Origin of the sequence: Methanosarcina sp., from assembly GCF_049706645.1 — an archaeon.
Lineage (GTDB): Archaea > Halobacteriota > Methanosarcinia > Methanosarcinales > Methanosarcinaceae > Methanosarcina.
This window is the reverse complement of the sequence record NZ_JBNAKP010000047.1, coordinates 19,086-43,529: the sequence shown is the minus strand read 5'-3', so window position 1 is coordinate 43,529 and position 24,444 is coordinate 19,086. Positions and strand designations below refer to the sequence as shown.

The window sequence follows — 24,444 nt, the reverse complement described above, 5'->3', positions numbered from 1 at the left end:
GCACAGGTATCTTCAATGAAGAGTGAAAATTCGTCAGATAGTTTTCCTGCCATCAACCCTACCCCAAAAATAGAACAAATTAAACATAAGTACAACTGAAGTAAAAAATTGTTAAAGTTCTCCCCCAATAAATACTTTACTTCTTAACCAAAAATCGACTAATAACCAAGAATCAAAGAAATGAAAATCCGTTAAAAAGATCTGAAACTGAAAATCAAAGTGCGAAAATGAAAAGAAAAGTGTGAAAGTGAAAAGAAAAAAATAAGCTATAATTAAAAAATATGAAGTGAAGGAGACTCAATACATGAAAGAAAAACAGTAGTCTCTCCTTTCTTAGCTTTTCTCATGATCTAGATAACTTACTTTTTAATTTATCTGTTCATCTATTAATTTATGGCAACCAGCTCGAAGGATTACCGAATTCAAAACATACACAGTCCTGAAATTGTCATTTGGCTCAGGTAACAAGATGTATATATCTTGAGGAAATAATTTAGTATGTTGGAATAAGAAATTAAAAATAAGGATAAAATGTGAGAAAAACGCTGATCTCAATGACAGATAAAGGAAGTATGCGAGAAAAAACCCTTAAAATCGAGAGGCTTGTAAGCTATCTTCTGCCTGCGGTTATATTTTCCCTGGCTTTGTGGACTCTAGATAGACAGGTACGTCATTTGCACTCGATGTATATTGTCAAGAGTATTGCCAGCATTCCACTTAGCCATATAGAGCTTGCTTTCTTTTTAACTTTCTTGAGTTATCTTGCTTTAACAGGTTATGATTACCTGGCAGTTCGTCATATTAACCACCCTGTGCCTTATAAGCAGACTGCCAGGGTTTCTTTTATCAGCACATCCATAAGTTACAATGTTGGCTTTAATATTCTGACAGGAAGTTCCCTGAGATACAGGTTGTATTCGAGAAACGGGCTGGATTTACGCCAGATATGGGAAATTATAGTTTTTTGCATTTTCACCTTCTGGATAGGCTTTTGCTTTGTCGGAGGCCTGCTCTTCACATTCTACCCTGTTAAACTGTCGGATTACGCACCCGAGATTCCTGTCCCGTTAAACATTGTCGGAATTTTATTACTGCTGTTTGTTGCTGCTTATTTCTTTTTATCGTTCAGGAAGTGGAGTTTCAGGAGAAAAGAGTACCAGATAAGGATTCCTGAACCGAAAACAGCTTTCATGCAGCTTGCTTTATCGTCAGTAGATTACCTGCTTTCAGGAAGCATTATCTATTTCCTTTTACCCTCAAATCCCCAGCTTACCCTGCTTCATGTACTTGTATTCTTTGCGCTGGCGCAGATTATAGGTTTGATAAGTACTGTTCCGGGAGGGCTCGGAGTTTTTGAGACCCTGATGTTGTTTATGCTGGAACCGTATTTCGGTACGATCGATATAATAAGACCACTTCTCATCTTCAGGACAATTTACTATTTTGTTCCTTTCCTATTCGGGTTCCTGGCCCTTATATTCCATGAATATGAAGAGAGAGAAGATTTTCTGAAGAAAATGGGGAAAGCGACGTATTCCAGCCTGTCACAGCTAGTACCTCAGATTTTCTCTGTTTTTATCTTTCTTGGAGGCGTTTCCCTCCTCTTTTCCGGAGCCCTGCCTTCAAACCCCAGATACCTCTATGATCTCACTTATACTGTTCCTCTTCCCCTTATAGAGTTCTCCAGACTTTTTGGAAGCATCATGGGTGTTTTACTCCTGCTTCTGGCAAACGGGCTCTGGAAAAGGATTGACGGAGCCTATATTCTCTCCCTTGCCGTACTTTTGATGGGTGGGATTTTTGCCCTGTTGAAAGATTTTGATTATTTTGAAGCTGTAGCCCTTTTTACCCTGTTTTTCTTTTTGCTTCCCTGCAGAAAGTATTTTTACAGAAAATCCTCGCTTATGCATCAGTCTTTTAGCCGGAAGAATGTAATTGCTATAATTCTGGTGCTTGTGAGCTTCGTCTGGCTTGGGTTTTTTTCTTACAGGAATGTGGAATATTCAAACGAGCTCTGGTGGCAGTTCGGGATTAATTCCCAGGCGTCCAGCTTTTTGAGGGCTACTGTTGGAACTTTCCTCCTGCTGCTGGTTTTTGGGATGGCAAGAATGCTGAGCCCCTTTTCCAGGGATGTTCGCCAGCCAGGGGAAGAGGAAATGGAGCTTGCAAAAACAATTATCAACCGGAGTCAGGAAACGGCTGGAAACCTGGTGTTTACCGGGGACAAGTACCTGCTATTCGACGACGAAAAGCAGGCTTTTTTGATGTATGGGATTTCCGGAAAGACCTGGGTTGCAATGGGAGACCTTGTTGGAACCAGCAGCCAGGCAAAAGAGCTGATCTGGGACTTTTATGAAATGAGTAAACTGAACCAGGGAAGGGCTGCTTTTTATGAGGTGAGCGAAAAGTATATTCCTGTTTATCTTGACCTTGGCCTGACCCTGATAAAAATCGGGGAAGAGGCTAAAGTTCCCCTCGAGGATTTTACCCTGGAAGGAAGTGCAAGCAAAGATTTCCGCTATACAGTGCGGAACGTGGAGAAAAAGGGATACAGGTTTGAAATTGTCTCCGGAGAAGCGGTTCTCGGTCTTATGCCTGAACTCCGGCAGATCTCGGATGCCTGGCTGGAAATGAAAGCAGGAAAGGAAAAGCGATTCTCAATTGGATTTTTCGACGAGAAATACCTGATTAACTTCCCGGTTGCCCTTGTGAGGAATGAATCCGAGATCGTTGCCTTTGCAAACATATGGCCCAGCGCAGATAACGAAGAAATCAGTGTTGACCTGATGCGCCACAGCCCCAATGCCCCGGACAGGACAATGGAATACCTTTTTGTCAAGCTGATGCTCTGGGGGCAAGAAAAAGGATACAGGAGTTTTTCTCTTGGAATGGCCCCCCTTTCAGGGCTTGAAAACCGGCAATTTGCTCCGGTCTGGCATAAAATCGGGGCTTTAATTTTTGCTCACGGAGAACACTTTTATAATTATAAAGGATTACGGGACTTTAAGGAGAAATTCAATCCCGTCTGGAGCCCGCGGTATATCGCTCTCCCCAAAGGGTTCAAACAGGGCCTTGTCTTAAAAGATATAGCAGCCCTGATTTCAGGAGGAATGAAAGGGATTTTCTCGAAAGAAAATAAACGAGCAGCAAGCCGCAGAGGGCATCAGGTGCCCGAAAAGCTGCCTGAATGATTTTTCAGAAATTTGCCGCTATATTTTTCCTTTAAACCCATCTCCGACTAACAGCCAAAATAATATAAAATTAGCCTAAATAATAGGAAGGAATCCTTTCTATTTGAATTATTTTCTTTATACAGAAAAGCGTTATGTAATTTTACTTTTAACTGTTTTTCATTCTAAATTCAAAATTAATTTGCTGAGGTTTGGAATGAAAGAAACAAAATGTGATGAAACACGAAGAGGTTATTCTCTCATTGGAATTTTAGGAATAACATTACTGGCTCTTTTAATGCTAGTGAGCATTGCAGGCGCAGAGCCGTTTGCATATATTACGAATATAAACAGCAACACGGTCTCTGTAATTGACACGGCCACAAATACAGTTACAGACACTGTTAACGTAGGGTATGGCCCTCAAGGAGTTGCAGTAACACCGGATGGAACGAAAGTATATGTGACAAACCCTGGAAATGGATATCAATACCCTGATTCCACTGTTTCCGTAATTGACACAGCCACAAATACTGTTACAAAAACGGTGAGTGTAGGAGTCCATCCTATAAGAGTTGCAGTAACACCGGATGGAACAAAGGTATATGTCACGAACTCTGAATCTTCCGGTACTGTCTCTGTTATTAACACAGCAACAAACACCGTTACAGCCACTGTTCCTGTAGGAGCATATCCTATGGGCCTTGCAGTCACCCCTGACGGAACAAAGGTATATGTGGCGGTCACCGGCATCAACGCCGTCTCTGTAATCGACACTGAAACCAATACTGTTACAGCTACGATAAATGATGAAGTTGGTCCTGCGGAAGTTGTAGTCAACCCCGAAGGAACAAAAGTATATGTGGCACATCCAAGCAAAGATCTTATTTCTGTAATTGACGTCACAACTAACACTGTTACAGATACTCTCAAGTATAATATCGATATAGGCAGCCCATATGGAATTACAGTTAATCCAACGGGAACAGAGTTATGTGCAACTCACCATAGTAGTAATATTGTCTCTGTAACTGATACAGCTACAAATACTGTTACAGCCGTTGTGCCTGTAGGATATCAACCCGAAGAAGTTGCAGTCACTCCAGATGGAACAAAAGTGTACGTGACAAACTCACATAGCAATAATGTCTCGGTCATTGACACAGACACAAACACTGTTATAGCCTCCGTGAACGTAGGACAATTTCCTTATGGAGTTGCAATCACCCCCTTACCAAAATTAATATTTCCTGTTGCAAATTTCAGCAGCAATGTCACTGAGGGCTATGCTCCATTGACTGTACAGTTTACAGACCTTTCTGAGAATGCAACAGGAGTAAGTTGGAACTTTGGAAACGGGTTCAGTTCAACCGAGCAGAATCCAACACATACTTATTCTACAGCAGGAACTTATATTGTTAATCTGACAGCAAGTAACGAAAGCGGTACAAATTCAACCCTTGGAACAATAACTGTTTTAGAAAAACCGATATTGCCGTTAGCGAACTTTAGTAGTAATGTCACTGAGGGTTATGTTCCTCTCTCAGTCCAATTTACAGATTTATCAGTAAATTCTATATCCAGAAATTGGGACTTTGAGAATGATGGAATTATTGACTCGATAGAAGAAGCTCCTGTTTATACGTACACAAATCCAGGAACCTATACAGTTAATCTAACAGCAAGCAATCCAAATGGCACAAGTTCAAAAACTGCTACAATAATTGTCTTGCCAGCACTCCTTAAGACTCCTACAATTACCTGGAATAATCCTGCTGATATCAAAGCTGGAACAGCATTGAGCTCCGAACAGTTAAATGCAATTGCAACTGACCCTAATACTGGGAATTCAGTTCCTGGAACCTTTGTTTACACTCCGGCAGCAGGTACTGTATTGAGTGCAGGTTCTCAAACATTACATGTTGATTTTACACCAACGGATGCTGCAACCTACAATACAGCATCAAAGGATATTACAATCAATGTTTTAATCCCTCCTCCCACTATCAACTCGATTTCAGTTCCTCTTGATCCAGTGCCAGTAGGCACCAGTATTACAGCCAGCGCGAATGTTACGTACCTTGGAAGTTTGGACGAATTAACTGCCGGATGGGATTGGGGAGATGGAAGCACACCTGAGTCTCAAGTTTCATCCAGTTTTGCAACTTCTCATGTGTATAATTCCCCAGGTGTCTATACAGCCAGCTTTACAGTAAAAGATAACAATGGGGGAATTGCTACACAGAAAGCACCCAATTGTGTTGTCGTGTACGATCCTCAGGGTGGATTTGTAACCGGCGGTGGCTGGATCAACTCTCCTGCAGGTGCGTATGTACCGGATAATACCCTCGCAGGCAAAGCAATGTTTGGATTCGTTTCGAAGTACCAGAAAGCTACTACAGTACCAACTGGAAAGACAGAATTCCAGTTCAATCTTGCAAACCTGAACTTCAGTTCAGAAAGTTATGATTGGCTTATCGTTGCCGGATCACAGGCCAAATACAAAGGTACTGGAACCATTAATGGGAAAGGTAACTATGGGTTCATATTGAATGCTGTTGATGGAGCAATCAAAGGTGATGGCGTTGATAGGTTCAGGATAAAAATCTGGGATAAGGAAAGTGGGAACACAATTTATGACAATGAAATAGGAACAAGTGAAGATTTGGAACCATCAACTGCTATTAGTGGTGGCTCTGTAATTATTCATAAGAAAAAATGATCTCGGAAGGTTGAAAGTTGGGAAAGATCTCTTTCCTTAACTTTTTTTATTAAGGTAAAGTAAAGAATTATAATTCTCAGGAAACGTTTGGAATATCCTGATGCCTACGGCCCCTTCATACGCATCAAGAGCAATAGTAAATTAAACATTAAGCTATATCGAGATAGAAAGCAAAAAATAGTGATGAGTTTTGAGAAGGATTAAGTCTATTATTAGGCTTTATTAGGCTTTAAATGAAAGTGTATTCCTAAGCTCCTGTCTAAATACAGTACATGGAATGTTATTCTTGTTTTTAGATTCTTCAATTTCTTTGTAGATTTTCATGCTTTCTTCATTAAACTTAAGGAAAGAAAGTCTAATTTTATAATAGGGCATAAATTGTTGTGAATAAATTTCGTCGCCTATTGCATCAGGATGTTTGTACTTTTTGTTGAGTTTAGTGAAAGTCACTTTTGGCTCTTTTATATATTTTTCAACCCTTGAACGGAGATTTTTTATATAATCTATTTCGCTTTCATCGTAGCAATAAATTTCTTCATTGCAGTTCAGCACTTGTAACGTATTAATTGAATCGATGTCTGATTTCTCTTTTATCTTAACAGTAGTTTGTGAATGTTTATGTACATGGTATAAATCTTTGTCATAAAACAGAATTGACAATTTTTCTGTTATTGGACAGAACATCATAAAACCGCTACATGCAAAAGCAGTTGTAATCTTGTATTTAGTGTATTTAGGAGCAATATAATTGTAGAATATAACCGGATTATCGCTAGTTATAAAGTTTGTTTCCGTATCATTTATTAGCAAGACTGCGCTCAAGTCGACTATTAAATGTAAGTTCTTATCTATGGAACCCAAGAGAGCTTGCATAAATTCAGTGTGAGTTACTATTGGATCTGGTAGTGCTTCAACCCTAAGATCGTCATGATCGTTCTTATCAAAATACATTTGGCCAACGCTTTCAGAGATGGTCTTAATTGATTTTACAGCATGTTCTCTAGCACCTTTTGTTCTAGTTTTTAGCAGAATAAGAAAATAGTACAAAGAATACATTTCTTCTAGTGTTAGAGCCAAATTTTTGTTGTCTATTACGTGATCTAGCAAATCATTATGTTGAGTTTCAAATCTATTAAGCACATCTTCTAAGTTTTTACAATCTAAACTATCTTCATCTGAATTTTCATCATCTAAGTCATTAACTTCATATAATTCATCTTTTCCATAAAAGTAATTCCCATAGCTTATATTTTTGATAGCACTCTTATGTCTCTTTTCAATTTTTACATTATGACAATAGATTATTTTATTTCCAGTACTAATTGTAGGATCATCTCTTTCTTTTGAAAATCCCTTTAAGTAATGCTGCGGTATGATATGTTGCTTTTTACGATATGCCATGAAAAATCGCTTCTATCTGATTATTTTAGATTTTTTATTCATTAAAAGCCATAGGTAGTAATACATTACAATATATATTGTACATTTCTATTTTATTTTGACTCATGTATCGGGATGTTTAGAGTTTGGAGTTCAGGCGGGCGCGAAGCTTAACCAGGTTGGGTAGAAGAAGTTTTTTGCATCTTTCATTAGTTTTGGCGGCTGGAGATATTTTAAATCATTTTCTCAAACTTATCCAGCACTGAAAACATAAACTCTTTTGTCCCTGCCAAGTATTCATTCTTTCCGAGCATTTCCTGCTTCTTTTGCACAAACAGCCCTTTAACCACCCCTTCTCCAAACCGCTCGATCAGAGACTGGATTCTCTCTTCATTCACCTCAGGGTGAAATTGAAGCGCTACAACCCTGCCCTTATAAATAAACCCCTGATTCTTACAGCCCTCACTTTCAAAAAGGTGAACAGCCCCTGCCGGCAGGTCAAAAGTCCGCGAATGCCAGTGGAAAACTGTGATCTCTTCCGGCAGCCCTTCAAGAAATTCCGGCTTATTTTCGCCGCCAGATGCCCTTACAGGAAACCAGCCCATTTCCATGTACCTGTTTTCATAAACGCGGGCCCCGAGGATGTCGGCAAGCATCTGGGCTCCAAGGCAGATTCCAAGCACAGGCTTTCCTGCTTCGATTGCCTGTTTGATAAACGCTTTTTCATCTTTCAGCCAGGGATTTTCGTCGTAATCATAGATTCCAATAGGACCGCCCATGATGATGAGAAGATCAAAAGAACCAGGCTCTTGAGGGCTTTTCGTTTCGTAAAAACGGGTTGATTCAAGCATGTGGTTTTTAGTTTTTGCATATTCTTCAATAGTCCCGAGGGTGTTTACGGAGGAGTGCTGGAGAACGTGGATTTTCATGAGAAATCAGTTATAGTTTCGAACTTAAATGTTTGTATTTCGTTCACTCAAAATTCTATAACTACTGCCAGTGCGAAGATGCTTTGTCCGCATCTTCTTTGTTACAGGTCTTCCGATTTTACTCTTTTATTTTAATTGATAGCGGCCGGTTCCAGCCGCGCCGGGAACAGGACAAAAATAACTTAATTCAATGCGCTCATGGGGAAGTTTCTATCCCTTTCGAAAAATCTGCAGGGTACCCGGCTGAAATAAACTTATATTTCAGGATGCAGTTATAAAGATGATCAAGATGAAATTTGAAATAATAATGCGCAGTTTAATGATAGCCACTTTAATCTCACTTGTAACAGTAATTATAGAGGCAGCTTATTACGGATTACATCCGGAGAACACCTATTCAGTCAGTAACGCCGGTTATTCTATAACCAGTCCTTTTGTCAATAATCTTTCGGATCTAAGCAGTACTGTAAACCTGATAATACTCGCGATAATATTCATCTCTACCTTTATGATAGCTTCAAGTAAAATCTCTAAAAAAGAAAAATCACCAAAAAAGCTCATGAAAGTTTATTAATAAATCCGACAACGGAAAGATCTGAGAAAGAAGGCGTATCCGTCTTACAGAATCAGATTTGAAAGATTATTTTTTGCGGCTTTTGTAGACCTCTATGACATCTGCTAAATATAAATTATTGATATTTTTAATTTCCTTTTTACATGACATCTGATGATTTCACTTTTATTCAGTCGACGGCAGCCGGTTTCAGCCGCGCATTTGCGCGGGACAATAACGGCAGGAGAATACCATTCAGGTTGCTCTGGAATAGTATGAATCGATTAAACAAAAAGAAACCTTCATTTTCAGTTTGAAAGCAAACTTGAAAAATTATATGGCGAAAGGGAAGAATTCTGCCTTTCAACCCTATTTTCTGAAAGTTAAATTACCTTCCTGAATTAACCGAACCTTCTGAATTAACCGAACCCTCTGAGTTAACCGAACCTTCCTATAAGAGCGCTTATGCTTTCACTTGTAACCATGCCTATTATCCGATTTTCGGAATCGATAACAGGAAGCGCGGAAATCGAGTAGTCTTCCATTATTGAAGAGGCGGTCTCGATTTTTTCACCTGAGTACACATATTTCACGTCGCGGGTGATTATCTCCTTCAGCTCGGTAATTTTGCAGGCGACGGCTTTTGTGATATCCCAGGAAGTAACTATGCCTTCAAGCTTTCCATCTTCGGATACTACAGGCAGATGGTTTACTTTCTTTTTTACCATAAGCATTGAGGCATTTTCCAGCGTTTCATCCTTGGAAACCGAATAGAAATTCGAGTTCATGATGTCGCTTACGAGAATCTGTGAGAGAAAGCCCCTTATAAGGTAGTTGAGCTGACCTTCTTCAAGCAGAAAAGCATCATGCCCGTACTGGGACCGGATTTCCTCGTATTTGGCATCAACCCCGTTTGCCGTAAGCGCAGCTACGATTTCCTGGGACTGGTAGGGAGGATAGAGCCAGTCTGAGGTTATGGAAATCACAAGGTATTTTTCTGTAACCCCGGAAAAGCCCTCTATAAGGGACCCGTTTTTTGAAAGGTCAAAAAAATCCACGGCTTTTGTAATATAGAGGTAGGAATTGGCATCAAAACGCTTCGTAAAGGTATCTCCCTGGTAATTCAGATAACTTTCGACCTGGAAATCCGAGGAGCGCTCCGGAAAGGTATCTGAAGAGATATCTGAAGAGGTTCTTAAAGAGATATCTGAAGAAGCTTCTGAAGAGATTTTTGGCAAATCCGGGCCTGCTTCAGCCTGCTGAGCTCTTCCGAACTTCTTTTGCATGGAAGCATCACTTAAGTAGGTAATATGGCCTATCATGCGGGCAAGTGCCAGTCCCTGTGCAGGGCTTTCTTTCCCGTAATAATTTCCCCCGTTCCAGTTCGGATCATCGGTTATGGCTTTTCGACCTATTGCCCCGAATGCGATTTGCTGCGGGGTCGTGGATGCAGTTGTTGCGATTGCAATCGCTTTTTTAACCATTTTCGGGTAACTGACAGTCCATTGAAGCACCTGCATTCCACCCATCGAGCCGCCTGCAACTGCAAAAAGCTGTTTTACCCCCAGATGCTCGACAAGTTTTTTCTGGGCATTTACCATATCCGCGATAGTGAGTACGGGAAAAGAGATGCCGTAGGGTTTTCCGGTTTCAGGGTTAATGGAAGAAGGGCCTGTAGAACCCTTGCATCCCCCGATAATATTTGAACAGACAATGCAGTATTTGTCCGTGTCAAAGGCCTTATTCGGGCCGATTACAATATTCCACCAGCCTGGCTTTTTGTCGCCTGCGTGAAACCCTGCAGCATGGGCATCACCGGTAAGGGCGTGGCAGATCAGGATGACATTGCTCTTATCCGCATTCATCCTCCCGTACATCTCGTACTCTATCCTGACACGGGTCAGGGTCTTTCCACTCTCCAACCTGAAAATCCCTGGAATTTCATAGTTCATTGAACGGACTATCCCCAGGTTCTGGCCTTTTTTTCCTGAAAAAAAGTTTTTAAAAGAAGGAATTTGAGCCGAGATTTCCATGCTCAAACCCCGGAGAGTGCCTGATCAATATCGAAAATCAGGTCCTTTTCATCCTCGATTCCTATGGAAAGCCTGATAAAGTCCTCAGTAACGCCGCAGGCAAACTGTTCTTCCTTTGATAGCTGTTCATGGGTGGTTGAAGCCGGATGGATTACAAGGCTTTTTGCATCCCCGATGTTTGCAAGGTGGGAAAAAATCTCAAGCCCTTCGATAAACTTTTTGCACCCACTGGCTCCGCCTTTGATCCCAAACCCTATCAGTGCACCAGAGCCTGATTTAAGATATTTCTTTGCAAGCTCATGGCTGCCATGGGATTCAAGTCCGGGATAGGAAACCCAGGAAACTTTAGGGTGCTTTTCCAGAAACTTTGCAATCTCCAGGGCATTGTCACAATGTTTTTTCATCCTGAGAGGCAGAGTTTCAAGCCCCAGGGTTAACAGGAAAGAGTTAAAGGGAGAAATGCATGCTCCGATATCCCTCATGAACTGCACCCTGGCTTTTGCAATAAAAGCTGCCTTTCCAAAAGCTTCCTTATATTTCAGGCCGTGGTATCCGGGATCGGGCTCGCAGATTTCAGGGAATTTTTCGGGGCTCCAGTCAAAGTTTCCGGAATCGACAATTACCCCTCCTATGGAAGTTCCATGACCGCCTATGAATTTTGTCGCAGAGAGTACGACTACGTCGGCCCCGTGCTCAATCGGCCTTAAGATCAGGGGAGAAACCGTGTTGTCCACAACAAGAGGAATTCCTGCGGCATGGGCAATCCCTGCCAGTTCTTCAAAATCGGGAATATCAAGCCCGGGATTTCCTATTGATTCCACGTACAAGGCTTTTGTTTTTTCGGAGATTGCAGCTTTGAAATTTTCAGGCTTATTAGAGTCTACGAATTTTACGGTTCTTCCGAGTTTGGGGAAAGTATAGTTGAAAAGCTCGTAGGTGCCCCCGTAAAGCTTATCCCCTGATACGATTTCGTCTCCGGGTTTTGTAAAAGTGAGAAGTGCGGTTGTAATTGCAGCCATTCCTGAGGAGGTTGCAAGCGCACCTATGCCTCTTTCAAGGGCAGCAATTCTTTTTTCAAAAACATCGGTTGTAGGGTTCATCAGGCGGGTATAGATATTGCCTTCTTTCCTGAGCCCGAAAAGGTCGGCTGCATGCTCGGTGTCATTAAATACGTATGCTGCAGTCTGATAAATCGGAACTGACCTTGCTCCTGTAGCAGGGTCAGGTTTTGCGCCTGCGTGCACGGCAAGGGTAGAAACTCCCAGACCTTCGGATCTCTTTTTTGTCCGAGTTTCCTTACTTCCCCTGCTTTCTTTCTCGTTCCGGTTACTGTTTTCGTCCGTCATCTCATCTTACCTCCGTGCCAGACTTCTCTGCTATCCCGCACGGCTATTTCTCAGCGTCTCTTTTTCGACTTTTTTTCGATCTTCTAAAAGTCAGGAGTGAGAATCGAACTCACATAATTCCGGGTTGCAGCCGGAAGCATCACCACTCTGCCATCCTGACGCTCATACTCTTTTTGCACATGTTCACAATTGTGACTGCATCATCACAATCGTGATAATAGTATAAATAATTACTTATTAAAATTATAAATGTAAATACACTTAATTACTCATAATAATAAATAATAATATAAATAATTATCCATAATAATAAACAAAGCCCAAATTCTAGAATACCGGGAATCTTTCGTGAAAAAAATTTCGTGAAAACTAAAGGAAAAGAGGCTGAAGCCCTTCTCAGTATTCAATTTCCACTAATCTCAAGCATTCTATCCAGGGCTTTTCTGGCTTTCACCCTTATATGCTCCGAAACGTGGATGTCATATTCCATATTCTGCAGGCTGTTCAGGACAGCTTCGAGGGTGATTTTTTTCATATTGTAGCAAAAAGCCTTTTCGGAAGCAGGATAAAATTTCTTATCCGGGTATTTCCTTTTCAGGCTTCGAACAATCTCCCTTTCGGTTCCGATTATGAATTCCGTGGAACCTGAACTTCCCACTTCTCTTACAATTCCTGAGGTGCTGAGAATCCGGTCTGCAAAGCTAAGGACTTCAGGCCTGCACTCGGGATGTGCAAGAAATTCGGCATCAGGATGCAGCTTTTTTAATTCCTGTATATTCTCATTACTGATATTATCATGAACATGGCAATACCCGGGCCAGAGGTGTATCTTTTTGTCGGTATGAAGGGATACAAAAGCTCCCAGGTTTCTATCCGGAATAAAAAGAATCTCCTGCTCTTCAATTGAATTTACCACATTTATCGCATTTGCCGATGTGCAGCAGATATCGGATTCGGCTTTTACGGCCGCCGAACTGTTCACATAGCTCACGACTGCGGCTTCGGGATGTTTCTCTTTTGCATCCCGCAGTGATTCCGCTGTAACCATATCCGCCATAGGGCAGCCTGCATCGGGTACGGGTAAAAGAACTGTCTTTTCAGGAGAAATAATTGATGCCGATTCTGCCATGAAGTGAACGCCTGCAAAGACTATGACATCGGCTTTTAAATTAACTGCGGCTTTGCAAAGGGAAAGGGAATCCCCGACAAAATCCGCAACTTCCTGAACTTCGCGTCTGGTGTAAAAGTGAGAAAGGATTACTGCATTCCTTTCGGCTTTAAGTTTTTTTATTTCTTCAATAAGTAATTGGTTCTCCATAACAATCTCATTTTGACAGATAATCTCATTTTGATCTGGTTTTGACCTTGTCTTAATCTTGTTTTGATCTGGTTTTAATCTCATCTTCACAAATAATCTTTTTTAATCTCACTTTAGCCGGAAAAACACGGAATTAATCTTATTCTGTCCACCGCTCAAGTCCTTTTTTCCTGAGATAATCATTAATTGCCTCATGGACCGCTTCTTCTGCAAGCATTGAACAGTGCATTTTTATCGGAGGAAGTCCGTCAAGGGCCTCTGCAACGGCTTTGTTTGAAAGTTTCCAGGCTTCTTCCAGGGTTTTTCCTTTAATGAGTTCGGTTGCCATGCTGCTTGAGGCAATTGCAGCTCCGCATCCGAAAGTCTGGAACTTCACTTCCGCAATCCGGTTATCCTCAATCCTGAGATAGATTTTCATTATGTCTCCGCACTTTGCGTTCCCGACCTCTCCTATTCCGTCACTGTTTTCAATGCTTCCCATATTCCTGGGATTTGAAAAATGATCCATTACTTTAAGGCTGTAGTCCATTAGTTGTCCTCCAATGCTATCTTTAAATTCTTAAATTATTCTAAAGCAGATTTCCAAGACAGAGTTTTTATTCAAATGTATTTCAAATGTATTTCAGTTTCCGCCTGTATCGTGCTCTGCTTTCTTTCAAAGGGTTCTGTACTCTTTCGGGGTCAGTGGGGACATATTTCTCAGCTTTTGCACGATCTCAGGCACAACCTCAAGTACCCTGTTCACATCTTTTTCGGAGTTCATCCTTCCGAGGCTGAGCCTGAGTGAACCGTGAACGATTTCGTGCGGGACTCCGCAGGCTGTAAGCACGTGCGAGGGTTCGAGAGAAGTCGAGTTACAAGCGCTTCCCGTAGACGCGGAAATTCCTTTTGCATTCAGTAGCAGCAGAAGCGATTCACCCTCTATGTATTCGAACGTGACATTTACGTTATTTGCAAGCCTCTGTGTCGGGTGTCCGTTGAGATGGGTTTTCGGGATTTTCAGAAACTCTATGATAAGGCGCTCTCTCAGCTCCAGCAGGGTTTTATTTGATTCTTCAGTTTCGGCTGCTGCAAGCTCTATAGCTTTTCCAAGGCCCGCAATAGCAGGGACATTCTCGGTTCCGGCCCTGCGCTTTTTTTCCTGGGTTCCACCGTGCAGAAGGGGCTCTATTTTTACTCCATTCCGGATGTAGAGAGCTCCGCAGCCCTTTGGGCCTTCGAACTTATGCCCTGAAAGGGAGAGAAGGTCGATATTCATTTTTTTGACATCGATAGGGACATGGCCTATTGCCTGCACCGCATCCGTGTGGAAATATACCCGGTTTTCTTTCGCAATTTTTCCGATTTCCTCTAAAGGCTGGATTGTCCCTATTTCGTTGTTGGCAAGCATTATGGAAATAAGGATGGTATCCTCTCGAATCGCCTTCTTCAGCCCCTCAGGGGAAACCATTCCGTATTTGTCCACAGGCAGGTATGTTACCTCAAAGCCCTTCCCTTCCAGCCAGGCACAGGTATGCAGGACTGCGTGATGTTCGATAGAAGAGGTGATTATGTGTTTTCCTTTATTCCGGTTTGCAAAGGCTATTCCCTTAATTGCCCAGTTATCGGATTCCGTGCCTCCGGATGTAAAATAGATTTCACTCTCTTCAGCCCCGAGCGCATCAGCAACTTTTTTCCTGGCTTTGTCTATCGCATGTTTTGAGATTTTTCCTATCTCATAAATGGAAGAAGGATTTCCGAAATTTTCTGTCATATAAGGAAGCATCTCTTCAACAACCTCTTTTCTTACAGGAGTTGTAGCCGAGCTGTCCATGTAAATGGCCCTGTCTTCAACAGTCACATTGTTCACCTTCACAATTGTGAATAATCATAACAATTGTGACTATTTAAGTTTTATCATGAGATACGCGGAAAAAATGGATATGCAGGAGAAAATCCGGAACGTTTTCGGAGAATTCTGAAAACTTTAGAAGTTGAGCTGTCTTTCAAAACTTTTACCTCCTCTTATGTCTGTCCGGACAATCTTATTATTATTTTTTTCACTGATAATAAATATATGTGGATAAGGTATATTTGTTCTCAATTGTAAACCTTAAAAATGAGGGTAGCTATGGAAACTCCGTGTCAGAAGATTGTGTGGGATCTGGTCCCCGCAATAAGGGCCAGTCTTGCAATCGAACTTGTGAAAAAAGGACAGTCACAGGCAACGTCGGCAAAATTGCTGGGGATTGCCCCATCGGCAGTTTCCCAGTATATTTCCGGAAAAAGAGGGTACAGGATCGAGTTTCAGGGCGAGACGAAAGAATTGATCGAAAAACTTGCTCAGGACCTGATCGATAATAAGACCTCTGACTTTGTAGTAAGGATCTGTGAGATCTGCGTAAGTGCCAGAGGAATTGAAAAGAAGTGCAATAGCGGCTGCGGCCCGGAAGAACAGGCCAACAACAAAATGCAATATAAAGAAGAAGGTAAAACCGAAAATAAAGCAGAAAATAAAACAGAAGATAAAGCGGAAGATAAAACCGAAGACCGACCAGAATCCGAAGCGTAGAGCCAACTTTTATCGGTTCCTTCATCGTTTTTCTATTTCCTGCTGCCGGTATCTCTTCAGTTTGCAGGCATGTTTTTTCAATAAGAAATAGCTCAATAAATATGTTCTCGATAACTATATTTAAGATAAGATGAATTCACAATTGTGAATTTCTGTGAATTGCCTGTATGTTGCAGCAGTACTGGCCGCTCAATTCCGGATTTTCAGGCTGATTGAAGTGAAATTCGAGAAACTGTAATTGCCTGAAAAAGGTTTGAGTGAAAAAACATACATCACTGGCAGTTTATAATATAGTCTAAGGGAATAAAAGGGAAAATAAAAACTACATGAGCCTGGAAGAAATAAGCTGCAGGAGACGGTAGATAATATGGGGCGAATCTATTCCGACATAACCTGGACAATTGGCAATACACCTCTTGTCAGGCTAAACCGCATAACAGAAGGCCTGCATGCGGATGTGTTAGCGAAAGTGGAATCCTTTAATCCTATGGGCAGTGTGAAGGACAGAATCGGGCTGGCAATGGTTGAAGAAGCCGAACGTGAAGGAAAAATCAAAGAGGGCACCACTATTGTTGAAGCCACCAGCGGCAACACCGGCATTGCACTTGCAGGCGTCTGTGCGGCCCGCGGCTATAAGCTCATACTGGTTATGCCTGAGACAATGACAGTAGAACGAAGAAAACTGCTCAAGGCTCTGGGAGCAGAACTCGTCCTGACCCCGGGAGCAGAAGGGATGAGAGGGGCAGTCAATAAAGCCGGGCAAATGGCTGCCGACGATCCTGCGCTTTACTTTATAACCCAGCAATTCCAGAACCCTGCAAACCCTGAAATTCACAGAAGGACAACGGCCGAAGAGATCTGGAAAGATACGGACGGCAAAGCGGATGTAATTGTAGCAGGTGTGGGAACAGGCGGAACTATAACAGGTGTTGCCAGCGTGATCAAAAAACGGAAACCTGCTTTTAAGGCAATTGCAGTCGAACCTGCCGAATCTCCCGTGCTCAGCGGAGGGAGCACTGGCCCGCACAGGATCCAGGGAATCGGTGCAGGTTTTGTTCCTGATGTACTTCGGCTTGAGCTGGTCGATGAGGTAATCAAAGTTACCGGAGACGATGCCGCTGCTACAGCCCGGCGCCTGGCAAAGGAAGAAGGGATCCTTGCAGGAATATCTTCAGGCGCTGCTACCTATGCTGCACTGCAGGTTGCATCCAGGGAAGAAATGAGCGGGAAGACAATTGTTGTGATCTTGCCGGATACGGGAGAGCGCTATCTGAGCACTGACCTGTTTGACTAAGCTATCACCAACTGTTTAATTGAAGTATCCTCGATTATTTGACAGATTGTCAGACGACTGGCTGATCGATCATAGATTTGAGAATTAAAACCGGAAGATTTCGAATGGGAATCAGAGAAGATATAGAAACCGTTTTTAAAAAAGACCCTGCAGCAAGGTCTACACTTGAGGTAATCTGCTGCTATCCGGGACTGCACGCTATCTGGATACACAGGGTATCCCACTCGCTCTGGAATAAACACTTCTACTTTCTTTCCCGTCTGCTCTCTCATATCTCCAGAATGTTGACAGGTATTGAGATCCACCCCGGGGCAAAGCTTGGAAGACGAGTTTTCATAGACCATGGGTCCGGAGTGGTGATCGGAGAAACTGCCGAAGTGGGAGATGACGTCCTGATATATATGGGGGTTGTGTTAGGCGGGACAGCCCTGGAAAGGACAAAACGTCATCCCACTATTGAAAATGACGTGGTTATCGGTTCAGGAGCAGCCGTACTTGGGCCGATTACTATTGGAAGAGGGGCTAAAATAGGTGCAGGCTCGGTTGTGATCCGGCCAGTCCCGGCCGGAGCTACGGTCGTGGGAGTCCCTGCAAGGATTGCGGAGCCGCGTCCCCCGGTTTCTACAGGGCAACTTGACCATGATAAGCTGCCTGATCCCGGACTTATTGTGATAAGCCAGATGCTTGACCGGCTGAGCAGGTTAGAAGATGAGTTCCAGGCACACGAAGAATTAATTTCCGGACATGGGGAAACTCCGCAAGGAACAGTACTTAAAGATGAGCAAATTTATTCCCTGCTAAAAGACGTGATCGACCCTGGGGTAGGAATGGATATCGTCAAACTGGGCCTGGTTAAGGAAGTAAAAATCGACGGGCCAAATGTCGACGTAAACCTTGTATTGACAACAAGCTCCTGTCCCATGATCGAGTACTTCAAGGAGCAGGTGCGGCGAAAAGTCCTGAGCGCGGGCGGGATAGAAAACGTTAATGTTAATATCCTCGATGAGCCCTGGAGCTGGGACCGATTCAAAAAAGAGGTAGAATACTCCTGAAAAATCATATCTGCTTAATAATAAAACGGATTTATCCAGGGCTTCCAGCATTAGTCGTATCTACCTATATTTTTATTATTACCTTTTTCGGCAGGGTACCCTGAAGAGCCTGATGAAGAATATCCTGCACCGATACAGGGAGAGTTTGATTTCAGGTGGTAATCATGTTTACTCCGATTTACAAAGAGAGGGGCTGCATAGATGTCTGTAGTTGAACTTGCGTTTTTATAAGTTCCACCCGAATTGTTGTATATACAGTTGTTTTCCAGCACAATTTTATGTGTCTCGGGGAGATAATTAATTACTGCATATCCTGTCCCATCAGGATCCTTTGTGCGCTTCTGGGTACCAACAATTATGTTATTGCGGACAATAGTTTTATATCCCGTTCCCTGAGGGGAAAGATCAACCGAGTGATCTAAATCTCCGGAAGAAGGATACATGTTAATAATGGCTCCATGATATATCCCGTCAAATACATTATTTTCAATAAGAGTATCAAAAAACCCACTGGTCACTATCCCTCCTACCCAATTAATACTTGGATTCGTACCGGTATTGTAGAGGGTGTTGTGATGTATATGGACATTTTTTGCCTCTTTTATGGAGTATGAGTCCTCGTATCCTATCAGCCATATCCCGGGCCCATAAGTGTTACTGATAGTATTATTATACAGCTCTACTTCATTAACGACGCCTGTCGTTTTTTCAATCAGAATTCCAGCGCCGCCTGCACTCCAGTGGTAAAAAGAATCGATTACATTATCGTGGAATTTTACGTGGTTTGAGTTCATTGCTCTAAGCCCGCCATTAGTTCTGCAGGTAATTCTGTTTTTCCAGGCTTCTATGTTTTTACTATCAATGGCAAACAGACCATCATGTCCCAGTTTATACACTTTGTTGTTGTAAAACTTGATATTGGAGCTTCTCTCTAATTTTAGCCCGTCTCCGTGACCGTCATGCATATACATACCATGAACGTCTATATGCTTAGAATCAAGAAAGTGGATCATATTGTAATATCCTTGCCCTCTCTTTTCATTTTTATTATTGTCATGGTTCCCGTCAATTTCGAATCCTTTTATTGTGACTCTGTGGACTCCGTCGCTGTTCATCTGTGTTATCACGGGCTTGCCCACTGTCCAGTCTGCATTGTCCTCAAGTTTAATTACAGCTGTACGGTCTCCCTCAAGGACTGTATTGCTCTCAATTAGAATACTGTCAGAAATAACGTATGTAGTGTTACCTTTCAAGTGAACAGTTGAATACTCCGGATTTTCTGCAACATATGCAAGAGCCTGATTTATCTCTACCTGATCATCAATCCCATCACAGGTGAAGTTTCCACTTCCATCGGCAGCCACATACACGATTTTATTTGACGGCTTGGAAAAAAAGCCGGACTCTATAGATTGAAAAATAAGTATTCCCAGTAAAATTGAGAAAAAAATAATTACAAGGGATATTCCTATTTTATCCCTATTTTGCTGTATGTATCTCAGAAGTTTTCCATTCATTGTTATCCCATATTTAAATTATAAACTTCTAATGTTGAAAAAACCAGGGAAAAATTACTGATAAAAGTTCGGAAATAATCAGTCTTTCATTTTTTAAAAAATTTAGAGAATTTATTTCACTAACGATTTCCATAATTTATCCCAAGAAGCAATTAATAGCTTTCTTAGCAAAGTATAGCATCACGAAATTTAAGGTTTACAAAGAAAATGTATTTGTCTCAAGTATCTGAGTATTTTTTAATATAAATGGGTTTTTTAAAGACGAGTAGAATTTTTAAAGACAAGTAGATTTTTTTAAAATTATAAGAGAATTTCTTTTAAAGATAAGTGGATTTTATTCATATGCATGGGGACTTTTATCAATAACCGGAATATAAGGCTTATTAATGTTACTGGTTTTTATTGCAAAGTCATGAACCTTTTAAATTTTGGATTCACATATGTGAATTTAATATATAGATAACTTTGTATTTATAATAAACCGATTTAATGAATCTAATAAGTAGTGTTTAGAAAATATGTATGCCAGAGGCAAACAATGTTTACCCTACTGTCTAAACATCATAAGCCAGGTATCTGGAGTTCTATGAAGTTGGACATCTGGAGCTCTATTAAGCTGGACATCTGGAGCTCTATGAAACAAATGCCCAATTGAACTGGGCAGTCGCTCTTTGTTTTAAATTAAATAAAATACAGAAAATTTAATAACGATATGGGTAGAAGTACTTTTTATGGGAGATAGGGAAAAAAATGTGGGATTTGCTGCATCTTTGAATATACTCTTTACAGTTATAGAATTCATAGGAGGACTCTTAACAAACAGTTTAGCACTGCTGGCTGATGCATTGCATGATTTTGCTGACAGTTTTGCATTAATAGTGCCTGGCTTGCAGAAAAGAAAGCAAAAAAGCCTGCAACGAGTAAAATGACTTTCGGATATCGGAGGTTATCTCTTTTATCTGCGGTATTTGCCACTATTGTGCTTATAGCCGGGTCATTGTTCATACTGTCCCAGGCCATACCGCGTCTGATAAATCCGGAACCCGTAAATGCCGAAGGAATGATTTTAATTGCAATCATTGGGATCATCATAAACGGTCTGGGATATTTCAGGTTGAAGAAGGGGATGAGCCAGAAAGAAAAAATCTTGTCATGGCATCTTCTCGAAGATATTATGGGATGGATATTCCTGCTCATCGGAGCAATAATTATCAGGTTCTGGAACGAACCTGTTATTGATCCCATAATGACGATAGGATTCACGATTTTTGTATTATGGGGAGTTTCAAGAAATGCAAAGGAGACATTTAACCTTCTTCTACAGGGCGTTCCGGCGTACATCGACATTGATAAGGTTAAGGAAGCTATCCTCTCGATTGAAGGAGTGAGAATGGTCCATGATATCCATATATGGTCTCTGGAAGGAGAAACGGATATTTTAACAGCTCATATCGTTGTCGAAGACAAATATCTACAAAAACCGGATAATGTGAGGCAGTCTATTAAAAGCGAATTAGAAAAACATCACATAGAACACTCAACGCTTGAATTGGAAAGTGAAGGAGCTTGTTCTGGAAAAGTATGTGTTTTGAGTAAATGATTTAAAAAGCATTTCTATAGATAAGCCGATCCCAAAACTCCAAATTACTCCTTTGAACCTAGGATTTTAAGTAACCAATGAAACTTCTGATTATGAAAGGAATCCTGAATAATTCTGATTCCTGGATAATTCTGATTTCTGATTAATTCTGAGGATTAGAGAATAGAAACGGGTTTGGAATCAACTTGATTGATACGTTTTCTATGAGCTATCTCATGATTGCGTTTTGTTTTTCCGGATAATATCAATAAAATACTTAGTTTCCCTTTTTACATCGTCACTGCACACAACTGCAGAAATTGCGACCAGGCTGTCAGCTCCGTTTTTAATAACGCTCTCGCAATTTTCCTTATTTATTCCGCCGATAGCAACTACAGGAAGCTTTATTGCAGCTTTGACTTCTCTTATCTTAAGCGGACCGATTCCGTCTCCAGCATCTTTTTTTGTAGCTGTATCGAAGATAGGACCAAGACCTACATAGTCAGCCCCGGTTTTTTCTGCCATAATTGCTTCTTCTCTGCCATGGGTGCTGAGCCCGATTATCTTATCCCGGCCAAGGAGCCTCCTTGCTATTTCAAGAGGCATGTCGTCCTGACCAATGTGGACTCCATCCGCATCAACTGCTAAAGCAACGTCGATCCTGTCGTTTACCAGGAATATTGCCCTGCCGCTGCATATTCTCTTGATTTCGGAGGCTTCTTCGACCATCGCTTTCGTACTTTTATTTTTTTCCCGGTACTGAACAATCCTGCAACCTGAGTCGACTGCTTCCCTGACATCGGATAAAATTCCTTTTTTTGAGAGTGCGGAATCCGTCACGAGATAAAAGTCGATTTCTTTTAAAAGGGAATTTTTCCGGCTGAAATCTTTCTGGTTCATATGCTTAAATCTGTCCGGTTTATACTTTTTTCAAAAAGGCTTTTTTATAAATCTACTTCGTTCCGAATTTACAGTTCTTCTCTTTTTTTTAAACTTGTGGTTTTTCTTTTTCTTCTAAACTTGTAGTTCTCCTTTCTCTTCTAAGTTTACAGTTCTTTTTTAGTCTGAACTTACTTTTCTTCAAAATTCATCATACTTTTTGCTTTTTCATCCGACAGGTTGAACACCTCATCATAGAGGTTGACCTTGAAACTTCCGGGCCCGCTTGATTTCCCGGCTGCAAGTTCCCCTGCAATTCCAAAATAACATAAAGCATCTCTGGAGGCTTCGCAGTAATCAGGATTTACTGCAGCAAACAAACCTATTACCGATGCAGCCATGCATCCGGTTCCGACAATCGACCCCATCTGCTCATGCCCGTTCTTTACAACAAATACCCTTTCTCCGTCACTTATGATGTCCTTTTTTCCTGTCATCACGACAACGGAAGAGTTTAACTTTGCAAATTCTTTTGCGATTTTCTCAGGGTCCGCAGTAATTGAAGTTGCTTCAACCCCTTTTGTCTCGGCGCTTTCGCCTGCCAGTTTTGCAATTTCCGAGTAATTGCCTTTTATAATATCGATACGGACCGAACCAAGGATTTTTGCAGCCATTTCGTCCCTGAATTTCGTAGCCCCGACCCCGACGGCATCAAGCACGACCGGGATTTTCTTTCCGTTTGCAGCGACAGCCGAGAGAAGCATGGAATCAATGATTTCGGATGTCAGGGTTCCGATGTTAAGCACAAGAGCCGATGAAATCCCTGTCATCTCAGCACATTCTTCAGGGGCATGCGCCATTACGGGCAGTGCGCCAAAAGCTCTTGTCATGTTTGCGCTGTCGTAAATCGTTACCCAGTTCGTTATATGATGTATAAGGGGTTTTGTTTCTCTTATTGCTTTTAACGGATTATTCATAAGATTCCTCAATAGACGTTTTAAATCGCAGCTTTGTGTATACTACAGTCGTATCAAGCGCTTCAATAAGGAGTATTTACCAGGCAATCCGTATACAGCCAGCGTTGCAGGGATCGCAATCAGAAATATTGCACCCGGAAATCAATGACACGCAGACTCATCACTCCTAATTCCTCTGGTCAAGCTTTCCTTCGGAAAGGTTGCAGGCAAATTACTTGCTCCTGATTCTTTCTGCTCCTGTATAGATATTCATTTTCTGGCCCCGGACAAAACCGAGAATGGTAAGGCCTGACTGTTCTCCAAGCCTTATGGCAAGCGTGGTGGTTGCACCTCTGGATGCAATAATAGGGATATTGGCTATAAGACATTTTCTTACCATCTCTGAGGAGAGCCTTCCCGAAGAAGCTACAAATGTCCTGGAAAAATCCACCCCATGCTTCAACCCGTAACCTATTGCTTTGTCAAGAGCATTATGCCGGCCTATATCCTCCATTATGCAGAGCCTGCCCTCCGGCCCAAAAAGCCCTACTATATGGATTCCCCCTGTCCTGGTGTGAAGCTCGGAAGCCAGCGTGTCTTTCATTATATTTTTTACCGCGAAAGGCTCAATGACCAGGTCGGACTGGATTTTCGGAAGCCTGTCAGCATCAAGATATGAAGTATCGCCGCCGCATCCCGAAAGAACGGTTTTGCCTGAAAGCATGATCGAAAAAGGGTTTTTTGTCAGGACATTTGCACTCAGTCCACTGGTACTTTTATTTTCTTCTCCCTCTCCCTGCTCTTCTATGCGCAGGGACTCGATATCTTCAGGTTTGCTGATTATCTTTTCCGTGTATAAAAATCCTGTCACGAATTCTTCAAGCCTTGACGGGCTTATCATGGCAGTTAGAGCGTGGCGCCCGTTGACGAAGACTGCAAGAGGCACTTCCATTACAACCTCATGAGAGGCTTGAAGAATTGATCCGTCATCAATTTTTATATAAGAAACCGTGCTGTACATCCTTACACCTATCCTTAGACCAGATTCTTATTTCTTCAGCTCATATTCCCGGAGATATCAATAGAGCGTATCCCCATACCCTCAGTTTGTGTTCCCACATCCTCAGACTATTTTCTTATATTCCCAGATCCTGTTCTCACATTC

Annotated in this window: 17 protein-coding genes and 1 pseudogene; 7 read left to right on the top strand and 11 right to left on the bottom strand. The window is 41.7% G+C overall.

Annotated elements, in window-relative coordinates:
• Window positions 1-554 precede the first annotated feature (554 nt).
• Together mprF and ACPK8D_RS14890 are read left to right on the top strand one after the other, a co-directional pair.
• Window positions 555-3,191 carry a bifunctional lysylphosphatidylglycerol flippase/synthetase MprF gene (mprF, locus tag ACPK8D_RS14895; protein WP_424718641.1) on the top strand — a complete coding sequence of 879 codons (2,637 nt, stop codon included), beginning with the start codon at window positions 555-557 and terminating at the stop codon, window positions 3,189-3,191.
• A 277-nt stretch (window positions 3,192-3,468) separates the two neighbouring features.
• Window positions 3,469-5,892 carry a PKD domain-containing protein gene (locus ACPK8D_RS14890; RefSeq protein WP_424718640.1) on the top strand — a complete coding sequence of 808 codons (2,424 nt, stop codon included), beginning with the start codon at window positions 3,469-3,471 and terminating at the stop codon, window positions 5,890-5,892.
• A gap of 222 nt (window positions 5,893-6,114) precedes the next feature.
• Here the strand turns inward: ACPK8D_RS14890 and ACPK8D_RS14885 are convergent, their stop codons facing one another.
• Entirely contained in the window at window positions 6,115-7,293 is a 1,179-nt protein-coding gene (locus tag ACPK8D_RS14885) for a DUF4238 domain-containing protein (protein WP_424718639.1), read from the bottom strand.
• Between the two features lie 212 nt (window positions 7,294-7,505).
• Window positions 7,506-8,201: a type 1 glutamine amidotransferase gene (locus ACPK8D_RS14880; protein ID WP_424718638.1), complete on the bottom strand. Its 696-nt coding sequence runs from the start codon at window positions 8,199-8,201 to the stop codon at window positions 7,506-7,508.
• Window positions 8,202-8,481: 280 nt separating this feature from the next.
• Here ACPK8D_RS14880 and ACPK8D_RS14875 point away from each other — a divergent pair, with 280 nt between their 5' ends.
• Window positions 8,482-8,775 carry a hypothetical protein gene (locus ACPK8D_RS14875; protein WP_424718637.1) on the top strand — a complete coding sequence of 98 codons (294 nt, stop codon included), beginning with the start codon at window positions 8,482-8,484 and terminating at the stop codon, window positions 8,773-8,775.
• A gap of 416 nt (window positions 8,776-9,191) precedes the next feature.
• On the opposite strand, the gene metX is transcribed toward ACPK8D_RS14875, so the two are convergent.
• From metX to nifS, 5 genes are all read right to left on the bottom strand, one after another.
• The gene (metX, locus tag ACPK8D_RS14870) at window positions 9,192-10,787 is read right to left on the bottom strand and encodes a homoserine O-acetyltransferase MetX (protein ID WP_424718636.1); all 1,596 of its coding nucleotides are present in this window, start codon (window positions 10,785-10,787) and stop codon (window positions 9,192-9,194) included.
• Window positions 10,788-10,789: 2 nt separating this feature from the next.
• Window positions 10,790-12,133, bottom strand: a complete 1,344-nt coding sequence (locus ACPK8D_RS14865) for an O-acetylhomoserine aminocarboxypropyltransferase/cysteine synthase family protein (protein ID WP_424718635.1) — start codon at window positions 12,131-12,133, stop codon at window positions 10,790-10,792.
• A gap of 403 nt (window positions 12,134-12,536) precedes the next feature.
• The gene (gene nadA, locus ACPK8D_RS14860) at window positions 12,537-13,535 is read right to left on the bottom strand and encodes a quinolinate synthase NadA (protein WP_424718634.1); all 999 of its coding nucleotides are present in this window, start codon (window positions 13,533-13,535) and stop codon (window positions 12,537-12,539) included.
• A 55-nt stretch (window positions 13,536-13,590) separates the two neighbouring features.
• A complete protein-coding gene (gene nifU / locus ACPK8D_RS14855) occupies window positions 13,591-13,980 on the bottom strand; it encodes a Fe-S cluster assembly scaffold protein NifU (protein ID WP_424718633.1) in 390 nt (129 codons plus the stop codon).
• Between the two features lie 126 nt (window positions 13,981-14,106).
• Entirely contained in the window at window positions 14,107-15,264 is a 1,158-nt protein-coding gene (gene nifS / locus ACPK8D_RS14850; RefSeq protein ID WP_424718643.1) for a cysteine desulfurase NifS, read from the bottom strand.
• Between the two features lie 297 nt (window positions 15,265-15,561).
• On the opposite strand from nifS, the gene ACPK8D_RS14845 reads away from it, so the two are divergent.
• The 3 genes from ACPK8D_RS14845 (at window position 15,562) to cysE (ending at window position 18,348) form a co-directional block, all read left to right on the top strand.
• On the top strand, window positions 15,562-16,002 hold the full coding sequence (locus ACPK8D_RS14845; RefSeq protein WP_424718632.1) for a transcriptional regulator: 441 nt from the start codon (window positions 15,562-15,564) through the stop codon (window positions 16,000-16,002).
• Window positions 16,003-16,369: 367 nt separating this feature from the next.
• Window positions 16,370-17,296, top strand: a complete 927-nt coding sequence (gene cysK / locus ACPK8D_RS14840) for a cysteine synthase A (RefSeq protein WP_424718631.1) — start codon at window positions 16,370-16,372, stop codon at window positions 17,294-17,296.
• A 104-nt stretch (window positions 17,297-17,400) separates the two neighbouring features.
• Window positions 17,401-18,348, top strand: coding sequence for a serine O-acetyltransferase (cysE, locus tag ACPK8D_RS14835; RefSeq protein ID WP_424718630.1), 948 nt, complete (start codon window positions 17,401-17,403; stop codon window positions 18,346-18,348).
• A 50-nt stretch (window positions 18,349-18,398) separates the two neighbouring features.
• Here cysE and ACPK8D_RS14830 read toward each other — a convergent pair whose 3' ends face one another.
• Window positions 18,399-19,865: a right-handed parallel beta-helix repeat-containing protein gene (locus ACPK8D_RS14830; protein ID WP_424718629.1), complete on the bottom strand. Its 1,467-nt coding sequence runs from the start codon at window positions 19,863-19,865 to the stop codon at window positions 18,399-18,401.
• A 731-nt stretch (window positions 19,866-20,596) separates the two neighbouring features.
• On the opposite strand from ACPK8D_RS14830, the pseudogene ACPK8D_RS14825 reads away from it, so the two are divergent.
• Window positions 20,597-21,465, top strand: a pseudogene (locus ACPK8D_RS14825) (cation diffusion facilitator family transporter).
• A gap of 213 nt (window positions 21,466-21,678) precedes the next feature.
• On the opposite strand, the gene thiE reads toward ACPK8D_RS14825, so the two are convergent.
• The 3 genes from thiE to fdhD all read right to left on the bottom strand — a co-directional run bounded on the left by thiE (window position 21,679) and on the right by fdhD (window position 24,300).
• The gene (thiE, locus tag ACPK8D_RS14820; protein WP_424718628.1) at window positions 21,679-22,344 is read right to left on the bottom strand and encodes a thiamine phosphate synthase; all 666 of its coding nucleotides are present in this window, start codon (window positions 22,342-22,344) and stop codon (window positions 21,679-21,681) included.
• 170 nt (window positions 22,345-22,514) lie between these two features.
• Complete coding sequence (thiM, locus tag ACPK8D_RS14815; RefSeq protein ID WP_424718627.1) at window positions 22,515-23,300, bottom strand: hydroxyethylthiazole kinase; 786 nt, start codon at window positions 23,298-23,300, stop codon at window positions 22,515-22,517.
• Window positions 23,301-23,511: 211 nt separating this feature from the next.
• Window positions 23,512-24,300 carry a formate dehydrogenase accessory sulfurtransferase FdhD gene (gene fdhD, locus ACPK8D_RS14810; RefSeq protein WP_424718626.1) on the bottom strand — a complete coding sequence of 263 codons (789 nt, stop codon included), beginning with the start codon at window positions 24,298-24,300 and terminating at the stop codon, window positions 23,512-23,514.
• Window positions 24,301-24,444 lie beyond the last annotated feature (144 nt).